The organism is Brytella acorum (assembly GCF_029309905.1).
GTDB classification, from domain to species: Bacteria; Pseudomonadota; Alphaproteobacteria; order Acetobacterales; family Acetobacteraceae; genus Brytella; species Brytella acorum.
This window is the reverse complement of sequence record NZ_JARBJP010000001.1, coordinates 525,248-551,626: the sequence shown is the minus strand read 5'-3', so window position 1 is coordinate 551,626 and position 26,379 is coordinate 525,248. Positions and strand designations below refer to the sequence as shown.

The following is a 26,379-nucleotide window of genomic DNA, read 5'->3' as shown; positions in this document are numbered from 1 at the left end:
ATGACACGCTATCTCTATCCGGCGCCGTCCCCGACCGAAATCACCCCCAGAGACATCTATTTCGGAAGGCGCGCCTTCCTGGCGGGGGCCGTCGGCCTGGCGGCAGCGGGTCAGGCAGGAACCCGTCAGGCAAGTGCAGCGACCCTGGACGCAAGGCCCGGACCGTTCGGAACGTCGGAACCGCTGACGCCCCGCGAAGACGTCACGCATTACAACAACTTCTACGAGTTCGGCCTGGACAAGGGCGATCCCGCGCGGCTGTCTGACAGTTTCCGCCCGAGACCATGGACGCTGCGCATCGACGGAGCCGTTGCCAGGCCCCTCACGATCGACCTCGACACCCTCATGAAAGATCATGCCATAGAAAGCCGTGTCTATCGCATGCGCTGCGTCGAGGCATGGTCCATGGTCATTCCCTGGGACGGCATTCCTCTGGCGGATATCCTGCGACTCGCCGATATCCAGTCATCGGCAAAATATGTGGCCTTTCGTTCGGTTCTGCGCCCGGAAGAAATGCCTGGCCAGCGTGGCGGCGCGGGATCGATCGACTGGCCCTATGTCGAAGGGCTGCGGCTGGACGAAGCGATGCACCCTCTCACGCTCCTCGCCGTTGGCTTGTATGGCGAGACTCTGCCCAACCAGAACGGCGCACCGCTGCGGCTGGTCGTACCCTGGAAATACGGCTTCAAAGGCATCAAATCCATCACGAGGATTTCGCTCGTCGAGCGCATGCCGCCGACAACGTGGAATCGTCTCGCCCCTGACGAATACGGCTTCTACGCCAACGTCAACCCGGGGGTCGATCATCCCCGCTGGAGCCAGGCCAGCGAGCGTGTCATCGGCAGTGGGGGCTTTTTCGGCGAAAGACGTCAGGACACACGCATGTTCAACGGCTATGGCGAGCAGGTCGCCCAGCTCTATCAGGGCATGGATCTCCGCAGGAACTACTGAACGTTCATGACCCGACAACCCGATCAATCCGCAACCAGGTCTCACTCAAGGCTACTCCTCCGACGGTTCGTCCGACCGCTGCTTTATGTGCTGGGGTTGGTTCCCGCCCTGTGGGCATTCTGGCTGGGCAGCCGCAATCAGCTCGGCCCCGATCCCGTCCGCACGTTCGAACATATTCTCGGTCTGTGGGCGTTCCGCTTCCTGCTCGCATCTCTGGCCATCACGCCGCTCCGCGTGTTTCTGCGGATCAACCTCATCAGCTACCGTCGCATGCTGGGGCTGCTGGCATTCACCTATGCCGCGATGCACGTGCTGGCATATGTGGCGCTTGATCTGAGATTCGACTTCGCCATCCTCTACGGCGACCTCACGCGACGGCCCTTCCTGATTTTCGGCATGACGGCCTTTCTCTGCCTGCTGCCGCTGGCCGTGACCTCGAACAGGTTTTCGATCCGCAGGCTTGGTCGCCACTGGCGGCGTCTCCATCGCCTCGTCTATCTCGCTCTGATCGCGGCCTCCGTGCATTTTCTGATGGCCTTCAAGACCTGGCATACAGACGCGCTGATCTATGTGGCGCTCGGAATTTCACTCCTCGCGATCCGTCTCGTCACAAGCGCATGGTCGCATCTTTTCAAAACCGCGCGGACGTAGAAACCGGGAGCGTTCATAACGCCATTACAAAAAAAGCCCCACGAACAATCGCGGGGCTTCGGAAGTCGATGCCGCCCGTCAGGCGCGACCGGGTCATACCCTTACTTCGCGGCGGCCTTTTCGGTGATCTTGTAGGTCAGCACCACGTGATTGTCATGGTTCGGCTGCTCGGCTGCGGGTTCGATCATGACAGGGATATTCTTCTTGGCGTAAAGCGCCTGAATGGCCTTTTCGTCAGCCGTGACCGCCTCGGTCGAAACCTGGGCTCCCGGTCGCAAAGTCGTGGCCGCTTCGAGATCTGCCGCGCTGATCGTCGTATTACCCGTGAAATTCACCTTGTCGAGAACGAATGGCTGCTGTGTCGGCGCGGCCGTGGCTGCCTGCTCCTCGATGGTGATGAAGAGATGCACGGCCTTGCCCGCGAAACGCTCTTTTTCGCCGAACCTCGCACCGACATTTTTCGTACGGTACAGTTCTATGATCTTCTGGATACCATCGTTGATCTGAGCCCGTGTCACCGTGTCATTCAGATGGAACGGCAGGACGGCCATGATTTCGTCCGTCGAGACCTTCTGGTTTCCCGTAATTTTCAGGATCTTGAGCGTCAGCGGCGTATTGTCGCCAGGTCCCGCGGCCGCGTGAGCGGAAGGCGCAAGCGACAGGCCGGTCACAGCCGGAAGGCCAACAGCCGCCACGGCCAGCGACAGCGCTACCGTCCGGCTCAAACGAGAAAATACACGCATCAGGAACATACTCCGATCAGATGACACGAAAAAGATACCGTGCCCATTCGGTACCTATTCGCGTCAAAGATCAATTCGTCCCGACATTTTTCTGCACGACCTCACGAAACTTCGTATGCTGCCGATCCCATTTGCGCGCCAATGGCAGCAGGGCGGCGGATAGCGCGGTCGCCACGAGAAGGGCAAGCGCCAGATCGCGCAGCAGCGGAACATATTGGGCCGGTCCCTGCACAGCCGCCGCGCCTTCGGCCGGTGTCGCGATATTGGCCAGCACGCTGCCCGCATACATGGCCAGCGCCCAGAGCAGATAAAGCGAACCCATCATGAAGCCGCTCAGGCGATAGGGAACGTAGCGCGCGATGATGGCCAGCCCCAGCCCCATCGTCAGCACTTCGGCGAGCGATGCGAAACCATAGCCGACAACCATGACCCAGGCCGATACCAGCCCGTGAGCGGCGGCAGCCGTCAGCCACCAGATCAAGAAGGCGAGCGTCCCCACGCCAAAGCCGATCGTGATTTTATGAGCCAGCGAGAGATACACGTCGTCTCGCGCCAGTCGCCGATAAAGCAGGGCGAGCACCGGGCTCGCCGCCATGATCCACAGAGGATCGAGGGCCTGAAACTGCCCTGCGCTCATCGTAAAGAGCGTCATGCCGCCGACGCGGAAATGGCCATCCACGGCCCGTAGGGCGAAAAGGGTCAGGGAGGTGAGCTGCTGCTGGTAAAACAGCGTGTACACCATGGTTTCCGCGCACAGGAAATAGGCAAGACGAAGCCCCGGCCGCTCTTCGGGCGCCGATTGACCGTAGAGCAGTCCCCAGACCAGGACGATCGCCGCCGCCGCGCACCATATGCCGATACTCGCGAGCCTTTCACTCCGGAGCACGACCAAAGCCACCAGAACCGCCACGACAGCGCCAGCAGCGACGATCAGAACGGCATGCGGACGCGCCGGAGACTGATCGAGCCCTCCTCCGACATGATTTATCCACCGCGCCCGCAAGAAGTAATAGACCAGCCCCAGAACCAGCCCGACGGCACAGGTCAGAAACGCGACAGGCGCGCCATATCGGTCCTGCAGCCAGGGGACGAGCAGCATGGAGACGGTCGAACCGACATTGACCGCCATGTAGTAGATCGTAAACGCCGCATCGAGTTCAGCGTCATCGCCTTCGTAGATGCGGCGAACGAGGTTGCCGGCATTCGGCTTGAACAGCGCATTGCCCGTCGAAATCAGCGCCATGCCACCATAAAGCAGCGAAGGGTGGCGCGCTGCCATTCCAAGAACCATATAGCCGCCAGCGAGAATGAAGGCTCCGATCAGCATGCAGCGTCGGGCTCCCAGAAGGCGATCCCCCGCGAGACCGCCAAGTGCCGGGTAGACATAGGTCAGCGCCGAGAACGCACCGATCATGAGATTGGCGTCGCGGTCGTGCAGGCCGAGATGCTCGACCATATACAGCAGCAGGATCGCCTGCATGCCGTAAAACCCGAAGCGCTCCCATAATTCAATGGCGAGGACGACCGTGAAAGATTGCCGTCTGGTCGGGAGAGCGGCTGGCGCAACGTCAGAGTTCATGCGGGTTCCGTGCCGGGATGTTACGAGAGCGCGTCTCCTAACATGAAACCGTCGAGAACCGTCAGGGGGCGCATGTCACTGAACGATCTCCACGCCTGTCACCGGAGCTTTACTGAGCCCAGGACCAAACGCCAGAAAGCTCGAGCGCCCTGTAACTCAGAAGCGCGAGAGCACAGATACTCAAGATCGCCGTCACGACCCCGAGGACTTCACGTGAAAAAAACATCCGCCAACCGGATGATGCCGCCTGTGTGGGCAATCAGGCCTCCTGCGGGGTCGCGCCCGCTTCCTGTTTGACGAGGAACGCTTCCAGCGCCGGATCGACCTTACCAATTTCGATGCGCAGCCTGACGTAGAGATCACCAGCCTTCTGGCCGCCATGCTCCGCGATACCCCGTCCTCCAAGCCGCAAGGTCGTGCCGGCGTCGGAGTGAGGCGGAACCTTCATGGTCACAGGCCCTTTCGGCGTCGGCACGGTAATCTTGCCGCCCAAAATGGCTGTGCGGAAGTTGACGGCGAGTTCAGAGCGCAGGTTGCGGCCGTCACGGGTGTAGATCGTGCTGGGCGCGACCTGCACGGTGATCAGCGCATCGCCGTTCGGTCCGGCTTCGCCGTCCTTCGTCGCCCGACGTCCCGGACCGCCCTTACCCGCGAGGCGCAGCGTCTGCCCGTCTTCGATTCCGGGCGGGATGCGGACTTCAATCGTTCCGGCCTCAGGCAGGGTGACCCGCTGGGTGCCTCCCAGAACCGCGTCCTCAAAGGAAACCTGGAGACTGTAGGAACGGTCCGCGCCCCGGGTCGAGCGTCGCCGACCATTGCCCGCCGCGCCGCCGAACCCGCCACCGAACATATCGAAGAACGAACCAAGATCTTCCTGGGAAAACTCACCGCCTCCAAAACCACTGAAGCCGCCGCCGGGCTGACCACCGTGGCCGCCGCCAAAAGGCGCGCGCTCGTTGCCATCGGCGTCTATTTCACCGTTGTCAAAGCGGGCGCGTTTCTCTTTGTCGCCAAGGATATTATAGGCGGCACTGACAGCTTTGAATTTTTCTTCAGCACTTTTATTGTCCGGATTATGGTCCGGATGGTAATCTTTGGCCAGTTTGCGGTAGGCGCTGCGAATTTCCTTGTCGGTCGCAGCGCGCGTCAAACCGAGCGCAGCATAAGGATCACTCACGCGCAGCTCCCTTTCCTGTCGTTGTCACGATCATACATCATAACCACCAATGTCGGGAGCGTAATGGCGCGAATCAAGCGTCTCAGCGTGAGAAAGCCTTTGCCAGGATGGTTTGCTTGGCAGCGTCGATCGGCAGGCTGGTATCCCGCAGAGCCACACCCTGCCAACCCGCGCCCATGGCAATATAGACATTGACCGCGTCATGCAGAAGCTCGGTCCGGGCGGAAGCCTCACGATCCTGGGCGTTGAGCATCGTGCGCTGGGTCGTCAGCACATTGAGATAATCCGTCAGGCCCGCGCCATAGAGACGCCGGGCCCGATCCGCGGCCAGTTCGCTCTCACCCGAAGCCTTATGCAGTTGCCGCACGTAATTCTCGTCATCCTGCCAGGCGGCCATGGAATCTTCGACTTCACGAAATGCGTTCAGGACCGTGCGCCTGTAGTTCAGACGACTGGCTTCGGCATGCGCGCGCGCCTCGACGACCTGGGATGTGAAACGACCGCCATGCATAATGGGCAACGTCGCCATCATCATGAACGACCAGCTCATCGCGTTCACCTGAAAGGCCTGGTACATGGCCGACGCGTTCGGGTTGAAGTTCAGCGGGATCGAGAAATGCGGGTAAAGCTGAGCGACAGCCACGCCGATGCGGGCCGTGCTTTCCGCGTATTCCCGCTCGGCCTGACGAATGTCGGGGCGGTTGGCAATGACGATGGATGGCAGCACGGCAGGGAAACGAGGCAGATCCGGCAGGCGAACGTCCCCCTTCGGATCGCGAGGCACCTCCTCCAGCTCGGTCTTGAGCGCTCCCGGCATGTCGCCCAGAAGCACCCCGATCGCGTGCGAAATCTTGCTGACCTGCGTACGCAGCGGCTCCAGAGCCGCCAGTTCGCTATCGCGTTCGCTCTGCGCCTGCGCCGTCTGCAAGGTGTTGCCGATGCCTTCAAGGAAAAGCCGCTGGGTCATGGCGACTTCGTTTTCGGCGTTGTGAACATTGGCTTCCGCGATGGCGAGACGCAGTTGTACGCCACGCAGCGCCATGTAGTCTCCGGCGAGTTCCGACAATAACGTCACGAGGATCGTGCGCCGTCCTTCGACGGTGGCGTCGATTTCCCGCTCACTCGCCTCGACCTCACGCCGGATCCGGCCAAACGCGTCGATCTCCCAGCTTGCCTGGGCGCCGTAGGTCAGGATGGAGGCGCCGGGCCGGTTGGCCGGATTGCCCGGGCGCAACGGCCAGTTATCGACATTCAGCGAGTAACGCCCGTCACCGCCACCGGCATTGGCATCCATCTGCGGATACCATGCCGATGCCGCTTCTTCACGCACCGCGCGCTCGGCGATGATGCGCTGATCCGCGATCAGCAGATCGTAATTGCCCTTGATGGCTTCCGCAACGAGCCTGTTCAGCAGCGGGTCGTGGAACTGGGCCCACCACTCGCGCATCTCGGCTTCCGTACGCAAAATTTCCTCCGCCGTCGCCGGATGCGGCGTCTCGGTAAAGGCGTCGGGCAGCTTCATGCGGTCCGGATGATAGGTCGGCCCGACCGTGCAGCCCGCCAGAAGACCCGTGGCCAGAAGAAGCGTAGAGATCCGCCTGGAAACTCTTCGTATGCTCGGTGCAGACCCCATGATCAGAGACGCCATCGGTCAGAGGTGATTCTGGAGCCAGGTCGTCAGGCGTCCGCGCTGACCCTGGGCCGGGGCGCCGACAGTCACCGTGCAGGTCATGCCCGCAGCCAGGATGACGTCAGGCGGCAGTCGGTCGATATGCAGCCGGACCGGAATACGCTGCGCCAGACGCACCCATGTGAAGATCGGGTTGACGTCCTGCAGGCCGAGCTTGTCGCCGACGCCATTCTGGTCGTTGATGCCGCGCGCGATCGAAATCACATGGGCCGGGAGAATCTGCCGGTAGCCCATCAGCTTGATGCGGGCCACGTCGCCGACATGGATGCCCCACATCTTCGTTTCCTCGAAGTAGCCATAGACCCAGAAGCTGTTGGAATCGATGACCGCCATACGAGCCTCGCCGGCATGGGCATAATCACCCACGCGCAGATTGAGGTTGGTGACGTAACCTTCGACCGGCGAATAGACGATCGAGCGCTGCAGGTTCAGCTTGGCGACATCGAGCGCCGCTTTCGCCGCGTTCACGGCGTCGACCTGCGTCTCCACGTTCGAATTGTAGATTTCCTGTTCTTCCGCCGACACGATGCCATTCAGGCCCATGCGGCGGCGCGCGTCGTTACGACGCAGCTTGAGGTCTTCCTCGGTGCTCGCGAGACGGGCCTCGGCTTCGCGGATCGCCAGACGGAAGCGCAACGGATCGACGACGAAGAGCGGATCGCCGCGATGGACGAAATCATTGTCGTGAACGGGCACGCTGACAACCGTGCCCGACACTTCGGGCGCGGCATCGACGACGTAGACACGCACGCGACCGTCGCGCGTCCATGGCGCGATCATGTAGGTTTCCCACAGGGTATAACCGAGAAGGACGGCGATCCCGACAACAGCCAGTGTCAGAACAATCCGGATCAGCGTGCGGGTCAGAAGCACGGAAGCGACCTCCAGCCTATGGAATTCGTGATGTTGAAGGAAACGCGATTCCGGATATCAGCGAACGACACGACGGAACGGTTGGTGGAAGCCGCACTGAAGCAGTCCGAAAAAAGCGGACGGAAAGCAACGGTCATGCTCTCGACGCCATCATACATAGAGAATCAACAGGCAGAGGACGCTGACATACAACGCCACTTCAAACAGCGCGACATGCCAGAACCATTCGATCGCCCCGGTACGCCAGAAGAGAAAGCGCAGCAGCAGGGTCGCGGGAATGGCCGCTATGGCATAGACGACGATCGGAGCGATCAGAACGCCGAACAAATTGAATTCGCTCAGCATGCCTGCCCCTCTTCATCAGCGACATCCGATCCATGGGCGACTGTCATAAAAACAGTTTCGCGGGGCATGTCGGTTTCTGGGGGCGAGTTGCTCTGCATGTCCTTTCCGGATCGATCGTCGACGATTCAGGACTTGAAGCGCCTGTCGACTGTCATAGGCTCTTAATGCAAGCGCTCCTGCGTGACCAGTCACGCAGGAGCGCTTTTACCACGCTTAATTTTAAAGATTAGCTTACCGGCGGGTGAAAATATTGCGAAGTCCGCCCGCAGCCTTCTTTCCGGCGAAACGCCCAAGCGGGCCGAGCAGAATGCCGGTCAGCGTCGAAAACGCGAGAGCCTGCTTGAATTCCGCGAACTTCCGGTCACGACGGACGCGCGCTTCAAATTCCATCACATCGGGAACATGGCGTGCCGCCAGCAGACCGAAGATGATCACAAGCAGGACATCGATTCCAAGCACGACACTCGCAGCGCCCAGCGCGGAAAAATGGAAAATATCCAACGCGAACGCCCACATGAAACCATGCAGGGATATCAACGCGAAAAGACCGAATATGGCGGCGATGACACCGTAGGCGACCCGCCGGGCAATGCGCAGCGCCTGCCGCTGCATGACCTGCCCTTGCGCTTCAAGCGTTTCCTGTCCGAGTTCCAAGACCTTCATAACCGGTGCAAACCCTTATCCTGCGGGCGACCGGTGACCTGTCCTCAAAAAAGGACAGGTCCTCGTGGCGGCCCGATTGTTGCTCGTCGGGACCGCACACTACACGTCTAGTGTGTTATTTGGACAGCCGACCGGCGATAAAACCCACGAGACTGGAAATCAGAATCGCGGCGATCGGCTGCGAGCGGACTTTCGTCGAGACATTCTTGACCTGCTTGTCGCTGATCTCTTTCGCCGTCGCGACAGCGTAGTCGGCTCGATCTGCCGCATCAAGCAGCGCCGGGTTGATGTGATGGCTCAGAAGCTGCTCAATCTGCGAACGCAGCGTGTCGAGTTGTTCCTGTGTCGACTTGGTCGCGCTATCCACCGTCTTTCTGATCTCGTGACTCATTTTATTTTCTCCATTGGCGGCCAGACGCCGCTTCTGTTTCAATACTTCATCAACGCCAAGCTGACCATCGAGGTTCCATGGCCGCCGCGCCGCTACTCCAACTCTCGTCCCTCATGATCGCGAATCGCGGCCCTGATGTCAGTCTGCTTGTCAGACGGGGCGAACATGTCGCCCTCTTCGGAGATGATGGGGCCTATCTCTCGCGACTGCTGGACGTCATCAGCGGGCACGCGACGCCTCTGCTCGGTCGTGTCACGATGGACGGAAGCGACGTGACGGCCATGCCCGCCGAACGGAGGCGTATCGGTCTGCTGGGCTCCCGTGACCCTTTGTTTTCACATATGACAGTTCATGAGAACGTTGCTTTCCCCCTGCGTGTCCGGCGCGCCTCTCGTTCCGAAGTGGCCGCGATGTCGCAGCGCATGCTGGCCATGGTGCGCATGGAGGCCGCCGCGCTCAAAAAGCCCGCCCAACTGAGCGTCGAGGAAGCTTTCCGCGCCCGTCTGGCGCGACTGCTCGCCTATGCGCCGGACCTGCTCCTTTTCGACGATCCGCTTCATGCTCTGGATGCAGGAGGGCGCCGTCGGGTAGCGGCCCTGATTGGCACCCTGACCCGCGCGCTCGATCTCACCTCGATCAGCACGACCTGCGAACGCGGCGAGGCGCTTCTGCTCGGCAGCCGGATCGCCGTGATGGAAGGGGGGCGCGTCCTGCAATGCGACAGGGCCGACATTCTTCTCGACCGACCGACGGCAGCCGGCGTCGCCGTCCGGTTTGGAGAAGCGAACCGCCTGACCGGGCATGTGGTCGACATCCAGGACGATATCGCCCGCATTCGCCTGTCAGCGGGCGCGGACGTCGAGGCCGTGGGCTCCGAAACTCTCGAGGCAAACTCGCCATGTGTCGTTTGCATACGACCGGACCGGATCGCACCGCATTTCGGAACGGCTTTCGTCGCGGATCCCGATGAGGATGTCCCCCTCACCGCGACGTTGCAGGACATCATCCATATGGGCGATCATATCCGCATGCGCGTGCGCCTGGCAGACGGAACAGACATGGAGCTCCGCCGCCCTCCCATGCAGAATTTGCGCGCCCTGTCGCAAGGCGCTCGCCTCCAGCTGGCGTGGCCAGCCGCGCAGGCCGTGGCGTTCCCGCTGGATTAACGGTATAGCTGCCGAGATGTCGCGGCCCATCCCCCATCAGCACAGAACAGGACCGCTCCCCCGGCTCCCGCTGAAAACCTCCAAACGCAAGCGTCGGGCTGTCGCGGCGTCGCTGGTTCTTCTTGGCCTGAGCATCGCAGGGATCCACAATACGATGCATGGGGGACATGCCACTTCGTATCGAGGACATGCGCGCCACATCAACAGATCCCATGTTGCCGGATCGTCAAAGGCGCAGACACGCGAACCTGTTTTGGCGGTCCTGGCTCAAGTCATCGAAGCCAATGCGCTCGCTACCCCCGACCAGCCCTTCGTTCTGAAAGATTGGGACGGTCAGCTCGAGACGTTGCGCCGCAAAAACCAGCTTCGTCGCCCTGAATGGTCGGCCGTGATGCTTGATGACCAGACACTTCGCGTGGCCTGTCGGGATGGCCTCGTCCTGCCGCTACCGGCCCCCGCCAGCGGCACACCCGATCAGACGGAGTCCTCGTGCGGCATCGATGGCGGCCACATAAGTACGGTGTTGGCATGGGATACGGCGCGTCTGTCGGCGGGCTTCGTACCCGACTGGAGTACATTGTGGGATATCGCGCGCCATCCAGGCAAACGGGGGCTGCGTATGGATCCGCGCACGACTCTCGAAATCGCTTTACTTGCCGACGGCGTCGCTCCCGAAGCCGTTTACACAACGCTGTCCACCCCGGATGGCGTTGACCGGGCCTTTCGGAAGCTCGACCAGCTTCGCCCCTATATTGTGTGGTGGCGTACGCCAGACGATGCCGCCCGCATCATGCTGACCGGCGCGGCTCTCATCACCAGCGCACCAGCCGATTCCGTAACAGTGGCACAGCGCAAATCCGCTTTCTCCCCCCGCTGGTCACAAACTTTGCGTCAGAATATCTCATGGGCCATTCCCCAGAATGTACCGGCGGACATCGCAGCTCCGGTCGTCAGCATGCTTCGCGAACTGCGCCCTCATCACGATGAGCCCCATGATCCGGGCATAGCCGAAACCCATGCGCTGACCATGGATGATGCTTTCTGGAGCGTTAACGGAGATGCGCTGCAAAAGCGGTTTCAAGCCTGGATCAACGCTCCGGGATGATTGTTCTGCAACATCTGATCTGGTGTTATGGCGGAATAGTCTGCATGAGCCTGGTGGCATTAGGCATGAATGCGCTTGGATGGAAAAGCGCGTTGCGTAACCTCACGCTGCTTCTGCTCCTTCCCGGCCTTGCCCTTGCGATCTGGTTTTCCCAGATGTTGCCCCTCACCCCCCTGCTCTCCTTTCTTCAGGGAGCGAGCATCGCGCCCGCGGTTCTGCTTCCCTTCGGCGCAAGGGCGCTCCGCATTCAACCTGATCTCGCCCGCACCGCCGCTGGCCTTGGTGCCACGCGCTCCCAACGTTTCAGGACCTTGTGGTTGCCCTTGCTCGGATGGCCTCTTGCCAGCACAATCGCTCTCGCAATCCTGATCAGCCTCTCCTGTGCATGGCGCTTATGATGCCATCCGACGCGCATGCCTCCCTTGCATCTCGGGCTGATGCCCCGCACATCACAGCCGATGACTGAAACGCCCTTCTGGAAAACAAAGACGCTCGGCGAAATGACACGGGCGGAATGGGAATCCCTATGTGACGGCTGCGGAAGATGCTGTCTGCACAAGCTTCGCGACGAAGACAACGAAGCGCTCCATTATACGAACGTCGCGTGTCGGCTGCTCGACATACAAACATGCCAGTGTACGGATTATCCTGGACGATTTCGCAAGGTGCCCGACTGCGTATCTCTCACACCTGAACTGCTTTCGGAGATAGACTGGTTACCCGTGAGCTGCGCTTACGTTCTTTTACGCGACGGTCACGATCTGCCAGAATGGCATCCTCTGATTTCGGGAACCACGGAAAGCGTGCACACATCAGGCGCCTCGGCTGGAGGCCGCATCATCAGCGAACGTCGTGCGGGCAATCTCGAAAATTATGTCGTAGACTGGCCGAACTCCTGGCCGACACCCGCGATAAACGCGCCGTCCCCTGGGAAAAGACCGAAAACGCACATACGCCGGAAACCGTGAACCCGTTCAGACAGGGTGTCGAACCACCATTCAAACTCCGCTGGCGGCGCTCCACGCGCGCGCGCCGTCTCTCTTTGAAGGTCGACGGCGCGCGACAGGAAGTCCTGATTACGCTGCCGGAAGGCGCAACACAGCAAACGGCGCTCGTCTGGCTCGAAAAAAACAAAGACTGGGTACATCGAGCCCTCGCGAAACAAATCCCCGCAACGCCCCTTGGCGACGGCTCCACAATCCCCTTCGAGGACGTGGAACTGACCGTCCGCCATGCCCCGGACGCCCGGCGAGGCACCTGGCGTGAAGACAAGATCCTTTATGTCAGCGGGGAGGTCGAGTTTCTCCCACGCCGCGTCATGGTGTTTATGCATCAGGAGGCTCAAACCCGCCTTCCCACCGCCGTTCGACGATGGGCGGCCATCATGAAGCTGGCTCCCAGACAGATTGCTCTTCGTGATGTGCGTTCTCGCTGGGGGAGTTGCTCGCATCAAGGTCGTGTCATGCTGAACTGGCGTCTGCTCATGGTGCCCATCGCGATGCGGGACTACGTGATCGTCCACGAACTCGCGCATCTGGTTCACCTCAACCATAGCCCCGCATTCTGGCAGGTAGTCGACCGTTATTATCCCGATCGCGCCGAGGCCGAGAACTGGCTCAAAGTTCACGGCAGTCGGATACTGAGTATTGGGCGCCCTTGAGAAGCAAAAATTGTTGCCGTCGTGAACCTCTATTACGTCCAAAAGATACGAGCCGGGGATTTTCCTTTCCAGACACGAATGGTAGACGACGCTTCGTGCGAGCTTGGCGGAATGGTAGACGCACGAGACTTAAAATCTCGAGTCCGCAAGGGCGTGCGGGTTCGAGTCCCGCAGCTCGCACCACGTAAATAATTGATTTCATTGACGATGTGTTGAGGTGATCCGTCATGTGCGGGTTTTCTCCCGTAGCCCTTCTCCAAAATCGGAGAAGAATCATGCTTGCCCTCGTCGGCACTCGGTATCACTTCCGTCGCGCCATCCTCGCCGAGTTCGCACGCTTCTCCAGCCCCATGGAGGCCTATGAAAACATCTTAGAGGGCTACAAGGAGGTGCTGGAAACAGTGGAGCGCATCAGACACAACGAGGTCATAGCGCATTATGAAAATGTTCGGCGGCTCAGCACGAGCATTAATGAGGTGATTGCTGTGTCCACCTCTTTTCAGGACAAACTCCTGACGAGCCTTCGCAAGGCTGCTACGGTCGCGATTGTCCGTGATGCCGAGAAGAGGACTTTAGAGAAAGAGGTCGGTCACCTCCACGAGACGCTCCTGCATATGGGCGTTGTGCCATGCCTGGAGTGTACGGTTACTTTGGAGATCTACCCGCCGTGACCATCGTCGCGGCCTATACAGGCATGCATCCGGCCGAAATCGCGACACTGTAAAACGAAGATATCCATGAGATTGATGGCATTCCTTGCCTTCTGGCCCGTCCCTGCCCCGAGGACGCATGGAAGTCTTCACATATCCGCGTCAGAATGCCGCACGCTACGGCTACGCCGACATCACGTCTTTGTCCGGGAAAATCGTGAAACGGCTTATCGCTTGTCTACTCCTGCTTGGTGCTCTGTCACGATCCACCCACGCGCAGGATGGTGTAGCCACCTGCCGGCGCGGCATGCGCCCCTAGGGCCTGTCGGGTCTCGAAAGACTGGCAAGACTGCGTGACTCATTGTGATGAGCAGAATGCAGTCTGTATTTTCCGATGAAGCGTGATTGGTTCGGGAATCTCTGGACGTCGTGGCACATCCGTCGTCCGTTGAGCGACGCATACATTGCAAACGGCTGCAGTCTTATCGTCACGCATTTCGTGCGAAAACATCGCCTCTGTTCATGGCGTCGTCAGCGTGCTCTCCACAAGAGTCGTCTTTTTCCGGTCGATCGTCCACAGATGGTTGTCGGATATCGCATCCCAGTCGAACGCCTGTCCATGCGTCGGAAGTGTGTAGGTACCGACATGAACGAGGCGACCGCCCGCCTCCGGGAGAGTCAGGACATAGAGTTCAGGCGCATCATGCCCGGTCACGTAGAGACGTCCATCTTTGCCCCAATGCCCGCCTGACGCACTGTGATGACCAAAGCTTTGGAGAACGTCTTCGGGGAACAACCATTGCTGTAGCGGGATGAAATGCGAATCCATCCGCACAAGCAGTGTGGAGCGATGGTCGCGCGGCGGTTCACCGCCGTCACCGTCATAATTTGCAAAACACGTCCACCAGCTTCCGTCATGCCAGTCGACCCATGTCAGCGATCCGCGTCCAGGACCGAAGCTATGGCTGCGGAGGTGGCGCATGGTCTTCGTGTCGAACCATTCGACCGAACTCCACATCGGCACATTCGGGTAGTTCGACATCGCGCAGACCAGTTCGGTCCCGTGTGTTTCGCAACTGTTGATATGAATAAAGACAGCGGGGTCGCCCGACCATAATCCGACGCGTTCGCCGGTCTTGCGGTCATATTTGCCGATCGTACTGTTTTCAATCGCGTAAAGAAACTGGGGGTCGTTGGCGACACCCTGTGTCGCCTCATGCGCGGATATGACGCGCACGATCTTTGCGTCACCCAGTGTCGGAGACGCGGCTCGGCAAAGTGCAGGTGCGAGGACGGGCGCCGCAAGCATGAGCGCAAAAAGCGAGTAAAAAAACGTTTTCATAAAATCAGAAATCCGGCTGGAAGCGGAGGCCGAACCAGACGCTACGTCCGGCGGGATGACTGTCCTGAATCAAATCCTGATGGGGGCCCATGCGGGTCTCAAAACCCGCGTCGGTCAGGTTCTGGACCTGCCCGGTCGCGGAAAGCCATTTGAAGAAGCGGTAGCTGACTTGAAGATCAAGCTGGCCGCGTTCCTGAAACCACATGTCCTGCCAGCTTGCCGTTCCAGATGTGGAGTAGAGCGATTTTCCGATCCGGTTATAAGCGACACGGGCCTCGAGGCGCTTGTCGGCATAGAATAGCGAGGCATTGTAGATGTGTGACGGCTGGTTCGAGAGACCGTTCACCCTGCGCTGCGAGCCATCGTCCATGGCTTCTTCATAGAAACCCTGAAGGAAGGTCGCGTTGAAGGAAATGCCGAAGTTTTTCAGAATACCGGGCAGAAAGCCAAAGCGCTGACGCATGAGTTGCATCTCGACGCCACGCAGACCCGCGCCCGAAGCATTGAGCGGTTCGGAGATAACCGCCGCGTAATTGGCCCCGTCCATCATGACGCTTCCATACGACGTACGGGTATAAATTTCGTCGTGAATATCTTTGTAGAAGATCCCCACGGTCAACATCGTGTCCTTCTGGGGATACCATTCGTATGAAAGGTCGTAATTCCAGGAATGACGCGGCTTGAGGTTCGGGTTCCCTTGGGAAATATTGACCGTGGCACCGTCGAACGTGGTGCTCGTCGCCGCGCCGTAATCGCCGTAATTCGGACGACCGACGGTTTCCGTGAAAGCTGCGCGCAGCTTCATTTTGGGAGATATGTTGAAGGAGGCAAGAACGGATGGGAGAAGATAATCGTAACCGGCATCCCGCGCCTGGAATTCGTAATCGGTCGTGCTGCCATTCGTCACACCGTTAAAGTTGCCGATGTCGGCACGCGTGTGATCCCACCGAAAACCACCCTGAAGCGAGACGTAACGATTGTGCCAGCCAGTCTGAAAGTAAGCGGCGGTAATCGACTCCTGGAGGTGATAGTAAGCGGGTTTTGTCGTCGAGAGCGTGTTGGTCGACTTGAAGAGAGACTTGTTGTTCAGAAGCTTGTCCAGTGATTTCTGATAATCAAGCGTAAAATACTTCAGCCCTGGGGCGGATTCCATCGTCAGGATCTTGCTTGCGGTGACCTGGTCCATATTCCCGATTTCCGCGGCCGTCGCAGCATTTTTGGGAATCCACTGATTGTAGGTTTCACTGTTGTCGACATGCGTCATCGTCTGGGTGACGCCCGCATTCAGCCAGAAGCCATGTCCGACATCCCACCGCCAGTCACCCCGGAGAAACCGAACGTCATTTTTAACGCGGAAGTCGTAAAATCTCCAGTAACGAGGATTATAGTTGTCGGCGTCGTTGGCTGAAGAGAGGTCGTTCAGAGAGATGACCGGGGCCCCGTTGTTTATGAAATAGTTATACCCATAAGCGGCCTGGTTTGTTGTCTTGTTCGTATTTTCGTTCATCCCGGTATTGTACTTGATCATGGTCCGAGCGCTGTCGTCCCAGGCAATGGAGTCCGACGCGAGAAAGTTCAGATGCATCCGATCGTTGATATCGTAATGGATCTTGCCATTGACGAACCATGTTCTCTGCGTCTCGGGTTGCTGAGTGATCCCGAACTGATACTGACCCGTCGTCACCGAACCCGTGCCGGGAGATGCGCCTTGCGTCCACGTGCCCGCAGGCAGCGAGAGGGCTTCATTGCGTGTCTCTTCATCGCGCGTATGGAAATAGCCGCCGAAAACCGAGAGATCAAAGCGCTGCGACGGGCGATACTGGAATTTTCCGGTCAGGCTGTAGCGTCGATAAGCGTCATCGAAGGCATAATCCTGGGAACGGACTGGAACCGCGCTCCCCTTCGCAGCCTGCGCGTCGGTATTGGTCGGTGATCCTACAGACGTTCCCGATGCACTGTAGTAATTCCAGCCGTCGCCCGTTGAATCGCCGGGAAGGATCGCGTGAGAAGCGGAGTACAGCTCCTGATAGTTGCCGGAAAGAACGAAACCGAATTCCTTGTTCTTTCCGAACACACGCGTCAGGGCACCATCGACGCGCCAGTTTTCGTGCCTGGGCTGGACGACGCTGCCGGCAAGATTGTTCCAGCCGCCAAGAAGCTGGGTATCGAAACTATTGCCGTAGTCGAAAGCGCTTTTCGTCACCATGTTGACCTGGCCGCCCACGCCCTGCGGATCGTTATAGGCGTCGACGGTTTTGAGAACCTGAAGCTCGCCAAGCATTGACGACGGGATCAGATCGAGCCTTGCGCCGCGATAGGTATTGTTCGCGCTGGCGAGCTGGGCGCCGTCTATGGTGATGAGGTTGTAAGAGTTATTGAGACCACGGATTGTGATATTTTCAATGTTATTGTCGGAGCGATTGTCGTCCGTGCTCGGCATGACCGAAATACCGACGATACGGCGGGCCGCCTCGACAACGCTCAGGTCGGGTGCCGTGCGCATCTGGGCCGCGCTCAGCGTATCTATCATCTGGGACGAGTAGCGTTTGGTCGAAGTGTTGTCCCGGAGTCCTGTCACTTTGACGTTCTCGCTGACGGGCGCTTCACGTGCGAGCTTACGGACGGATGTTTTTTTGCCGTCAGGGGCCGTGGCTGCCTTGCGAAGACCGATGACAATCAGCCGATCATGAACCGAGGTGACCTCAAGCCCTGTACCGTCCAGAAGTTTGTCGAGGGCGGCTTGACTGCTCATGCTTCCCTGAACGGCATTTCCGATGATGGATTTGCGAACAGGATCGGCAAGAATGATCTGCATATTCGCCTGGCGACCGTATGCGACGATCGCGCGCGAGATCGGCATGCGGCCGATATTGAAAACGGTCGACTGCGCAAGCGCAGCCTGGGTTGCAAAGCCGCTTGCGAGACAGGTTGTCGAGAAAGCAAGAGCGGAAAACAATCGTGCACGATTGATAAAGCAAGACACAGCAGGTTCGATCCCCGTTCGGCTACGTTCGTTTAAACGATGTCAAAGATCGAAAAATCCGCCATTATGTCTGTATGAAGCTTTTATTGCGACGCGGCCTCACGGGGATGGTCACGATACGGTAATATTTTCCGCGGAAACACTCAGTCGTGTGGCAAATATCTCGCTGAGGACGCGCGCAAAGCCGACTGGATCGTTCTGGGTGAAAATGCCGCTGATTTTCCGATGCGCGCAGGAGGCATTGTTCAGGATGATCTTGCGGGCATTGTAGCGGTTCATCTGGTATACGGCATCCGCGACATCGACGGACTGGAACTCGAGCTTGCCCCGGCTCCATGCCGCGGCGCTCTCGATGTCATCATCGCACAAGGTTGTGACGGTTACGGTATTGAGCCGTGTTCGGATCCAGTCCCGGGCATGGAGGACGCGGTCCATCCGTTCGTGCGCACAGCGGCTCACGGCGCGCCCCTGCAGAACGAGAGCGTCGCTCTCGGTCCCGGTCGCGTGCGCGATCAGCCTGCTGGATGGCTGTAGTTCCACGAAGAGACCGTCCATGTTGACAGGGAGCGCAACACGAGCGGCTGTCAGGCTCATTCGTCCTGCGAGCAGGTCGAACGCAGGAGGACCGATGCGGCGGCGTACGCGCAGGGTGGCCCCCTGGTCGAGAATGATTTCGCCGCATTCCGGCTGCGAGAGACGCATGAGACCCGAGTCCGCATGATAGATCTCCGAGGCGTCCGCGAAGCGACGCGGGATCAGAGCGGCGCCCGCCATCCCGGCAGCCACGGCCCCGCGCAGGAACGCGCGCCTCGAAGGGGCGCGGGCCTGCGTAGGAACATGAATCGGCATGCCTCGCAGCGCGGCTACTCGACCTGCTGACATCCAGATGCTCTGCGCGCGCGCGAAGGCCCCGCGATGTCGAACGTCACTCCCGAGCCAGTGCTGAAGTGCGACGGCATCGGAGATATCCAGAGGGGCATTATCGAGGCGCGCGACCCAATCGAAGGCAATCGTATCAATCGAGCTCATGCTCGCGTCATCATGACTCAACGTACGTCGTAACCTTCTCCAGAGGGAAATAGCGTGCCTCCGGGACTATCGGTCGCTCGTCGGAGAACAGTCGGTTGAGCGCACGCAATCCACGGGCGACCTGCTTTTCGACGATGCTTTCCGAAATTCCAAGCCGTTCGGAAACCTGGCGTTGCGAGAGCCCTTCGAGCTTTCTCAGCAGCAGGACCTGACGGCAGCGTTCGGGAAGGTTCTGCACCATGCGATGAAGTCGTTCGAGTTCCTGCCGTGCTTCAATCGTGCGGTGAGCACAGGGAGCATCATCCACGACATCGTGGATTTCGAACTCGGTCAGGGCCGTGATGGAGACGACTTTTGCCCGACGGTACTGTTGCAAGACCACATTTCGGGCGATGCGAAAGAAATAGGCTCTGGGCGCCCTCACCGACGCAACCTCGACGTCGAGAAGAGCGGCGTAGCATTCCTGAATGACGTCGTCGGTGTCGATATCACGAAAGGCGCGCAGCCACCGGCGCACATCCGGCTCATGAGGCAGGATCTGCTGTGAAATCCAGACGATCCTGTCATCGCAATGAAAATCCAAGACTGACACCGCTCCAAAAAATTGACCTCATGGCAGACTGGGTAAGTCTGCCGCGGACCGAACCGGCTTTAGCGAGCCGGTAACGGCAGGAGGATGGGGGAGCGCGCGGCGGGCACTGTCCCGGCTGCGGAATCGTATCCGGGGCTCTCAGGGTCGGCGGGATTGGGTTGCCCGGCCGTCCGAGAGGGCAATGCACTCTCCCGCCACGCTCGGTAGACAAGGTCGCGCAGCATGGATGCGGCGGCCGCTGTGCGTTCGTATACCAGCTGGCGCGCCTGTTTGTTTTGCGGGTCTTTCAGCGCTCCTGACTGATCGAGCGCATAGACCGTTTCCACGTCACGATGCGACTGGGCGAGATACGCAAGAACGAGATCGAAGACGTCTCCATTCTGGTGTCCGATCGGGGTGAGATGCTGCTGTACGTCCTGCTCCGTCAGATTGATCATTTCGACATAATCGGACTCGAAGCGGCCGTGGACTTCATGATCGCGCGTGTAATTTCGCGGATTGGGACCGACCCAACCATCGTGATGGATCGTCACATGCAGCGGTTGCGATCCGTCCCCGACATAATGTCCCATCCACGCGACCATGAACGCGGTATCGATCTGAAGGGCCGAGGAATCGTGTCCCGCGGCCTCCTGCGCGCGAATCAAGCGCATGTCCGCGACGAGATGCTCATAGCCTTCGACCACGGCATAAGGCAGGGTGCCAGTCCAACGAACGTTCATTCTTTTCGCTTCGGGCGATCCGAGGCGTGCGAGCCGTTGATGCTCGTCATACAAAGCAAGAATGAACTCGATCCGCGAGCGGGGAATCGTTTTCAGAAAGGAGAACTGTTCACGAAACCAGCCATGATTGGGGTCTTCGGTCATCTTGGAAAACGGCTCGCTCGAGCCCCGCCAGCTATCCGGCACGCTGGCGGAGTCCGCGATGAGCGAGATCTGCCTTTTCAGATAGTTCGGACCGTCCTCCGGAAGAGCGTCGATCGCCGTTCGGTCGATGACGGAATGTGCCTTCTCTCCCCAGGCATAAACCTTGAGCGGGACGAGTGCGTAAGCGCTCAGTGCAACAGAAAATAGCAGTCTGAGTAACAGCACGGGAAGAGGATCCGATCGGACGGTTTGCGGAAAGGTCTTGTAAGAAGCGTTTGGCTCCGTGTGTGTGACGGTTTGATGATCGTTGCTCCGATCTCGCACATGCCGACAGCTATGAGACTGGCTTCGCTCCGTGAAATCCCGCCGGCGCGCCTGCGACAGCGCCGAGAAAGAGCGCGGCTCCGGTCGTGACATATGATAGTCTGGACTACTGGCGGTCTCGCGTCGTGTTACAGAATATTTTCACGACACGAGAGAAAACCGACGCAACAAGAAAATATATGGGATATTTTGAATTCGATCAGAAGTGCGCGCCAAGCTGAAGCTGGAACGCGCGTCCGAGCATCGCGTCATAATATCGTCCGAGGCTCGTCGTGCCCGCATATCTGGGGACGGCGTTTGTCGCATTGTTAATCATGAAGTTGACGTCGAAGTTTTTCGTAATTCTGTATCCGATCGTCGCATTGAAATAGGCGAAATCCGGACGATCGTTATAATTTTGCGCGTATTTCCCGGCCTGCACGCCGAACTGGGACGGACCATAATAGATCGTCTGCCACTGCAACGTCAGCGGACCGCGCATGTAGTTGAGGTTGGCCGTAAACGAGTCCTGAGGCTGACCCGTGCCGCCAAATCCCTGATAGGATGTTCCGAGATAGCTCGTCGTATTCTTGACGTAATGGTTGTAGTTGACCGAAAGGTTGAACTCTCCAAAATCGCGCCAGGCGGCATTGATGCGACGTAGCGGCAGATTGTAATTCAGTGCGGCCTCCAGCGCCTGCATGTGCTGGCCCGCAATGTTCACATAGCCTTCTTCGTAACTCGTCACCTGATGATCAGCGTCACGTGTGAAGAGATTGCAGTAGGCGTTGGGAAAATCTTTCGAATCGTAGCATGCCGCCATGATGGAGCTGATCCCCAGCGAGGTGATCTCATTGGAAATCTTCACATCGACGAAAGACGCGTCGAGCTGAAGCCCGGGCACGAAGCGCGGGACGAAATGCGCCGATCCGGTGTAACTCGTTGAGACTTCGTTCTTCAGATGGGGATTGCCTCCATTGGTGCCGAATACGGTGTAATTGACAATGTTGGATTCGAAATTGCTCGGGATGCCTTCCCTGGCGCAGTTTGCCTGACGGGTGGCCGGATCGGGACCGTTGGCCAGATCTTCCTGCGAACATGGATCGCTGGCCATGTTGGCAACGCGGCTTTTCGGGGCGAACAATTCCGTGACGGACGGATTACGCACGGAGCGGGCGTAGTTGCCGCTGAAACCGAAATCCTGCGTCGGCCACCACGCACCACCGAACATGTAGGTCCAGTAGCCGCCGGCCATGTTGTTGTTGATATAGCGCCCGTTCGCGGTCGCTGAGAGGCTGTAGGCTGCGGGCATGTGCATGTTTGGCGAGATCAGCGGGACATCCAGCTCGCCGAAGACCTCATGCGTGTGATACGCGCCGCCCGTATTGGGGATCGGGATATCGTCGCCATACTGGCGGTAGGAACCGTCAGCGAGTTGCTCGCCGCGCAGGGCCGCACCGCTGTCGAAGTTATAGGCCTCGCGACGATGCTCGTAGCCGATATCCCAGCGTACGTCGCCCGCGGGCAAATGGACCACCGTGCTATGGATCTCGGCCTGCAGGTCTCGCTGCGAATTTGCGTTTTTCGGCTTTGCGATCGCCGTCGTGTAGTCGATGGCGGCGGGCGACGCTTGGTTTTCACCGAACAGGTTGAGGGGCGCACAGGTCTTGCTGACGGTCGGAGCCGTCGAGTTGACGACACCCGGCGCACAGCCGATCGACCCATCGGGCAGCCTCACGGCATCGAGCGCGTTGATCAGGTTCTGCGTGACAACCATTGGGGTCGCCGTGCTGTTCATGTAGCGGCTGTATTCGCCGCGCACATTCCACTCGAAATGACGCCCGACCGCATTGAAATCCCCATTCAGCCCGCCCTGGAAACGGAACATCTGATTGGTCGTGGTGAACATGCCTTCGCGCAGATCATGGGTGTCGCGCGCCATGTAGAACTGATCGGTCGGAAGCCCTTTGGCCGCCAGGGCATTGACGATCGTGCTGCGCTCGGCATCCGTCAGGTAGGGATTGTCCGTCCTGAGGGTGAGCGCGCCATTGACGTTGCTGCTGTTGAGGTAATTATCCATGTTGAGCGGCGCATCGAACATCGCCGAAGACCAGTAGCCGTCACTGATCGTGCTCTTGGCTTCGCCACGTTGATACCAGGCCTGCCATGTCGCATGCAGGTGGTCACTGAAGTCATAGTGACCGACATGGGTCAGGTTCAGCGAACTGGAAGGTGTGAAAAGCTGGTCATAGTCCTCGAATGACATACCATTACCGCCAGCGGCGTAATAATTGCTCTGAACAAGAGCTCCGGTAATCGGAATGAGGCTTTTACCATCCTTGCTGAACTGAAGCGCGCCGCCGCCTGGAGCGGCGATGCCGCCGCGGGCGGCACCGTAGAGACTGGGATTCTGATAGCCGTTCAGCAGCGGGATGCCGCTCGCGTTGACCTGGATATAACGCTCGTTGCGCGTCAGCACGTAAGAGTAGGGCGACGTACTGTCCAGAGCGGGCCAGAGATAGGTTTCGGAGTTGCTGCCGATCAGGTTGCGGCGATCATTATAAACCATTCCGCCCGCGTTGCGGTACTCGACGTCGAAGACGAGGCCGCCTTTGCCGTGATCGAAGGTGGTACCCGCCTTGAAATAGATCTTTTCCTGCGGTGCATCGAGTTTTTGCGTCCAGTCACCCTGCGCGCTGAAATCGACGCCCGTGAAATGATCGTCCAGCTCGTAGTTCACGACACCCGCGACCGCATCGGCGCCATAGGCTGCGCCCGCGCCGCCGTATTTGGTGTCGATCTTCTTGATCAGGGAGGTCGGGATCGTGCCCACGTCAACCTGAGAACCCGTACCCGCGCCGTAGATCGACGCCGTGGCGCCACCGACCATGCGCATGCCGTTGATGAGCGTCAGCGTGCGCTGCTCGCCCAGCGCGAGAAGCCCGGTAAAGGTCTGGCCCGCACCCCAGGAGTTCTGGCTGCCGATCTGGCTGTTCGAGGGCACCGAAAAGGCCGGATTTTCGCGCAGCAGCGCGAGGCCGAGATTGGTGTAGCCGCGCGCCTTCAACTGATCCGCGTCCAGCGTCGTTCCGGCCATGACGTTCGTCAGGCGGGTTTGCGAAAGCCGTGTGCCGGTAACGGTCACCTGCTCGATGGCATCTGCGTTTTTACCGCCATAAAGATCGTCTCTTTTTTGCGCATGATCCTGCGTCACGCTAGGCATACTGCTGGCCGGGGATGCTTTTGAAGGAGATGAACGCCTGGCGGAAGAAGGGGTGCCATGGGGCGTCACATGCGTTTTTCTGGCGGATTTGCGTGCCACGACGTGCTTTTTGACCGGCGTGGTCGTCGTGACGTGATCCTGCGTGGTCTGGGCATACGATGGGAAGGCCGTCAGTACGGTGATGGAAACACCTGCGAAAAGCCGGAGCAGATCAGGACAGCACTTGCGGAGATGACGTCCATACTTTCCGATAGTGTTTTCTTCAGCCATGATGCCTCATTTTTGATATGCGCGGACCGTTATGGAAAGATAGAGCAACGGAATGAAACAAGATCGTTTCGTTACGCATTCGACAGAGTGTGCGTTTTTCTGTCCATTACAAATAGTTGCACTTCCGTTAACCAAAGGTTGTAGACAACACAGCCGCGCTTAACGGGATGCATGTGCCGATATCTTCGAAGAAAGGAGAGGTTGAGAGCAGGGATTTCTTGCATCTACGACCCGAATAGACCCGCGCGAAACATGAGTTTACGCGCGTGGCGTGAGCGATCGTGTTGTCACGTGGGTAAGAAAGAAAAACCCTATGGCATGGGTGTTGATGGACCGGAAAACGCGTTGCCCCGTCACGATACCGAACGGCTATGCCAACAGGCGTGAAATAGCCTGCACAAAAAAACAGCGCCCACCTTGAAGGCTACCCTTTACCTTTGGGGCGCTTCACCGTCCTTCACCGGCAGGAGATCGGCATCGGCCTGTCGCCCGTCATGCTCAGACTGGACGTCCTCACTCTTCACAACCCCGTATGTCACGCTCACACGTTCGTCAAATACGAAGCATTCACCGTCCCATCGGCTTTCCTCCGCCGGGATGCGCTCAAGATAATTCAGAATACCGCCTTTGAGGTGGTAGACTTCGCCAATGCCTTCAGATTTTACGAAAGCCGTTGCTTTTTCACATCGAATTCCGCCCGTGCAGAACATCGCGATTTTCGGTGCCACGCGTCCCGAGAGAAGGCGCTTGCGATTGTCGCGAAACCAGGCCGGAAAATCGCGAAAATGGGAAGTCTGCGGGTCAATGGCTCCCCGAAACGTACCGAATTCGACTTCGTAGTGATTGCGGGTGTCGATCAGGATGGTGTCAGGATCGCGGATCAAGGTGTTCCAGTCTTCCGGGGACACATAATGGCCCACGCCGGATAAAGGATCGATATCAGGCTCTCCCATCGTGACAATCTCACGCTTGAGCCGCACTTTCATGCGCTTGAAGGGCAGCGTTTGTGTCCAGGAGTCTTTGACCTCGATGTCCATGCAGCCCGGAAGCGCACGGACCAGGTTCAGAACCTGTTCAATGCCTTCGTCACTGCCCGCGATCGTCCCGTTAATGCCCTCATGAGCGAGAAGAAGCGTGCCGTACACCCCCTCGCTGATACACCGCTCAAGAAGAGCATCGCGCAGCGAGGAGGGATCTTCGAAGCGCGTAAAACAATAAAGGGCGGCAACGCGAACGGAAGAACGAGCAATCATGATGAAGGCCTCCTAACGGTTTTTAGCCGCCATGTCAGCCATTGCCCCTTCAAACCAGACATTCCCCGCCTGTTGCACAGCCTCGGCCATGCAACGCCACCGCCCAACCCCGCCCGAATGACTCGGGAAAAGCGTCACTCATCTCCCGTGGAAACGGCGCCCGGCAATTCGTCATATGCCGGGGAGCCCGGCGCGGCGCCCCGCGGAACCGGCGGTTCGTCCGAAATATGGACGGCCTGCGCGCGGCTCGGCCCGAGAATATCGACCAGAACAAGCTTTCCATAGGCCGTCTGATAGCCCTTGCCGTCAGCATAAACGGTCTTGCCGGGCACGAGGTCAGCGGATCGGGCGCCTGCGGCCGGCGTACGCAGTACCGTACCATCCGTGAGAAGCGCACCGGCCACAGCACCGTCACCGTCATGCAAAAGGCGTTCGACGACGCCCTGTGCGCTGGTTGGGGGTGACGCCGTCACCATTTCAGGCATCGGCGCCGCACAGACGACCGGCTGCCCCGCCAGTGCAAAGGCGCGCACAAGATGAAGAGACGGCGCCATCAGGCCGCGCACGGCCAATGGCGCACCAATGCGCAGGTTATGGTCCTGGGCCGCAAGCCCGGGAGGCATCACGACCTCATTCCCATCCGCGAAAATAACGCCCACAACATCTCCATGCGTACCGGGCAGGAGGCGTGAAATTTTCCCCTCGACCGTCGGCAGCATGGAAATATCGAACACGCAACTCGCGGCATAACTCGTCGGCACAGCAGTCTGCGGCTTCGCCGCATGCGCGGATCGTGTTGCGGGGGGTGAGAACGCAAAGATCCCTCCCAGCAGAACCGCGCTCAAGAACCTGTTACGCATCGTTCTCTTCCTTC

The 26,379-nt window shown here is 59.0% G+C and carries 24 protein-coding genes and 1 tRNA gene; 9 read left to right on the top strand and 16 right to left on the bottom strand.

The annotated features are described in order from the left end of the window. Together msrP and msrQ are read left to right on the top strand one after the other, a co-directional pair. Nucleotides 1-951, top strand: a complete 951-nt coding sequence (gene msrP, locus PWM43_RS02430) for a protein-methionine-sulfoxide reductase catalytic subunit MsrP (protein WP_289840965.1) — start codon at nucleotides 1-3, stop codon at nucleotides 949-951. 6 nt (nucleotides 952-957) lie between these two features. Then, on the top strand, nucleotides 958-1,602 hold the full coding sequence (gene msrQ / locus PWM43_RS02425) for a protein-methionine-sulfoxide reductase heme-binding subunit MsrQ (protein WP_289840964.1): 645 nt from the start codon (nucleotides 958-960) through the stop codon (nucleotides 1,600-1,602). A gap of 101 nt (nucleotides 1,603-1,703) precedes the next feature. On the opposite strand, the gene PWM43_RS02420 is transcribed toward msrQ, so the two are convergent. The 8 genes from PWM43_RS02420 to PWM43_RS02385 form a co-directional block, all read right to left on the bottom strand. Further along, entirely contained in the window at nucleotides 1,704-2,345 is a 642-nt protein-coding gene (locus tag PWM43_RS02420) for a POTRA domain-containing protein (protein WP_289840963.1), read from the bottom strand. Nucleotides 2,346-2,415: 70 nt separating this feature from the next. Continuing rightward, the gene (locus tag PWM43_RS02415; protein WP_289840962.1) at nucleotides 2,416-3,924 is read right to left on the bottom strand and encodes a peptide MFS transporter; all 1,509 of its coding nucleotides are present in this window, start codon (nucleotides 3,922-3,924) and stop codon (nucleotides 2,416-2,418) included. Nucleotides 3,925-4,183: 259 nt separating this feature from the next. After that, nucleotides 4,184-5,101, bottom strand: a complete 918-nt coding sequence (locus tag PWM43_RS02410; RefSeq protein WP_289840961.1) for a DnaJ C-terminal domain-containing protein — start codon at nucleotides 5,099-5,101, stop codon at nucleotides 4,184-4,186. Nucleotides 5,102-5,183: 82 nt separating this feature from the next. After that, nucleotides 5,184-6,749 carry an efflux transporter outer membrane subunit gene (locus PWM43_RS02405; protein WP_394356011.1) on the bottom strand — a complete coding sequence of 522 codons (1,566 nt, stop codon included), beginning with the start codon at nucleotides 6,747-6,749 and terminating at the stop codon, nucleotides 5,184-5,186. 3 nt (nucleotides 6,750-6,752) lie between these two features. Continuing rightward, nucleotides 6,753-7,664 carry a biotin/lipoyl-binding protein gene (locus tag PWM43_RS02400; protein ID WP_289840960.1) on the bottom strand — a complete coding sequence of 304 codons (912 nt, stop codon included), beginning with the start codon at nucleotides 7,662-7,664 and terminating at the stop codon, nucleotides 6,753-6,755. A gap of 150 nt (nucleotides 7,665-7,814) precedes the next feature. Further along, nucleotides 7,815-8,009, bottom strand: a complete 195-nt coding sequence (locus tag PWM43_RS02395; RefSeq protein ID WP_289840959.1) for a DUF1656 domain-containing protein — start codon at nucleotides 8,007-8,009, stop codon at nucleotides 7,815-7,817. 231 nt (nucleotides 8,010-8,240) lie between these two features. Next, complete coding sequence (locus tag PWM43_RS02390) at nucleotides 8,241-8,672, bottom strand: hypothetical protein (protein ID WP_289840958.1); 432 nt, start codon at nucleotides 8,670-8,672, stop codon at nucleotides 8,241-8,243. Nucleotides 8,673-8,787: 115 nt separating this feature from the next. Then, the gene (locus PWM43_RS02385) at nucleotides 8,788-9,063 is read right to left on the bottom strand and encodes a hypothetical protein (RefSeq protein ID WP_289840957.1); all 276 of its coding nucleotides are present in this window, start codon (nucleotides 9,061-9,063) and stop codon (nucleotides 8,788-8,790) included. A gap of 77 nt (nucleotides 9,064-9,140) precedes the next feature. On the opposite strand from PWM43_RS02385, the gene PWM43_RS02380 reads away from it, so the two are divergent. The 7 genes from PWM43_RS02380 (at nucleotide 9,141) to PWM43_RS02350 (ending at nucleotide 13,665) form a co-directional block, all read left to right on the top strand. Then, nucleotides 9,141-10,229, top strand: a complete 1,089-nt coding sequence (locus PWM43_RS02380; RefSeq protein WP_289840956.1) for an ABC transporter ATP-binding protein — start codon at nucleotides 9,141-9,143, stop codon at nucleotides 10,227-10,229. Nucleotides 10,230-10,245: 16 nt separating this feature from the next. Then, the gene (locus PWM43_RS02375) at nucleotides 10,246-11,334 is read left to right on the top strand and encodes an extracellular solute-binding protein (protein ID WP_289840955.1); all 1,089 of its coding nucleotides are present in this window, start codon (nucleotides 10,246-10,248) and stop codon (nucleotides 11,332-11,334) included. Between the two features lie 44 nt (nucleotides 11,335-11,378). Beyond that, nucleotides 11,379-11,732, top strand: coding sequence for a hypothetical protein (locus tag PWM43_RS02370; protein ID WP_289840954.1), 354 nt, complete (start codon nucleotides 11,379-11,381; stop codon nucleotides 11,730-11,732). 60 nt (nucleotides 11,733-11,792) lie between these two features. Further along, entirely contained in the window at nucleotides 11,793-12,302 is a 510-nt protein-coding gene (locus PWM43_RS02365; RefSeq protein WP_289840953.1) for a YcgN family cysteine cluster protein, read from the top strand. Then, on the top strand, nucleotides 12,299-12,994 hold the full coding sequence (locus PWM43_RS02360; RefSeq protein ID WP_289840952.1) for a M48 family metallopeptidase: 696 nt from the start codon (nucleotides 12,299-12,301) through the stop codon (nucleotides 12,992-12,994). Before PWM43_RS02365 ends, PWM43_RS02360 begins: the two co-directional genes overlap by 4 nt. Nucleotides 12,995-13,091: 97 nt before the next feature. Continuing rightward, nucleotides 13,092-13,177 (top strand) — tRNA-Leu (locus tag PWM43_RS02355). A gap of 92 nt (nucleotides 13,178-13,269) precedes the next feature. After that, nucleotides 13,270-13,665, top strand: a complete 396-nt coding sequence (locus PWM43_RS02350) for a hypothetical protein (RefSeq protein ID WP_289840951.1) — start codon at nucleotides 13,270-13,272, stop codon at nucleotides 13,663-13,665. A gap of 499 nt (nucleotides 13,666-14,164) precedes the next feature. Here the strand turns inward: PWM43_RS02350 and PWM43_RS02345 are convergent, their stop codons facing one another. The 8 genes from PWM43_RS02345 to PWM43_RS02310 form a co-directional block, all read right to left on the bottom strand. Continuing rightward, the gene (locus tag PWM43_RS02345) at nucleotides 14,165-14,986 is read right to left on the bottom strand and encodes a hypothetical protein (protein WP_289840950.1); all 822 of its coding nucleotides are present in this window, start codon (nucleotides 14,984-14,986) and stop codon (nucleotides 14,165-14,167) included. Between the two features lie 4 nt (nucleotides 14,987-14,990). Next, nucleotides 14,991-17,969 (bottom strand): TonB-dependent receptor, encoded by a 2,979-nt coding sequence (locus tag PWM43_RS02340; RefSeq protein ID WP_289840949.1) that lies wholly within the window; start codon nucleotides 17,967-17,969, stop codon nucleotides 14,991-14,993. Between the two features lie 111 nt (nucleotides 17,970-18,080). Beyond that, nucleotides 18,081-18,998 (bottom strand): FecR family protein, encoded by a 918-nt coding sequence (locus PWM43_RS02335; protein ID WP_289840948.1) that lies wholly within the window; start codon nucleotides 18,996-18,998, stop codon nucleotides 18,081-18,083. Between the two features lie 10 nt (nucleotides 18,999-19,008). After that, nucleotides 19,009-19,581 carry an RNA polymerase sigma factor gene (locus PWM43_RS02330; RefSeq protein WP_289840947.1) on the bottom strand — a complete coding sequence of 191 codons (573 nt, stop codon included), beginning with the start codon at nucleotides 19,579-19,581 and terminating at the stop codon, nucleotides 19,009-19,011. A gap of 68 nt (nucleotides 19,582-19,649) precedes the next feature. Next, nucleotides 19,650-20,681, bottom strand: coding sequence for a phospholipase C/P1 nuclease family protein (locus PWM43_RS02325; RefSeq protein WP_289840946.1), 1,032 nt, complete (start codon nucleotides 20,679-20,681; stop codon nucleotides 19,650-19,652). Between the two features lie 298 nt (nucleotides 20,682-20,979). After that, nucleotides 20,980-24,252 carry a TonB-dependent receptor domain-containing protein gene (locus PWM43_RS02320; protein WP_289840945.1) on the bottom strand — a complete coding sequence of 1,091 codons (3,273 nt, stop codon included), beginning with the start codon at nucleotides 24,250-24,252 and terminating at the stop codon, nucleotides 20,980-20,982. Nucleotides 24,253-24,683: 431 nt separating this feature from the next. Next, complete coding sequence (trhO, locus tag PWM43_RS02315; protein ID WP_289840944.1) at nucleotides 24,684-25,505, bottom strand: oxygen-dependent tRNA uridine(34) hydroxylase TrhO; 822 nt, start codon at nucleotides 25,503-25,505, stop codon at nucleotides 24,684-24,686. A 134-nt stretch (nucleotides 25,506-25,639) separates the two neighbouring features. Further along, on the bottom strand, nucleotides 25,640-26,365 hold the full coding sequence (locus PWM43_RS02310) for a hypothetical protein (protein ID WP_289840943.1): 726 nt from the start codon (nucleotides 26,363-26,365) through the stop codon (nucleotides 25,640-25,642). Nucleotides 26,366-26,379: the final 14 nt, after the last annotated feature.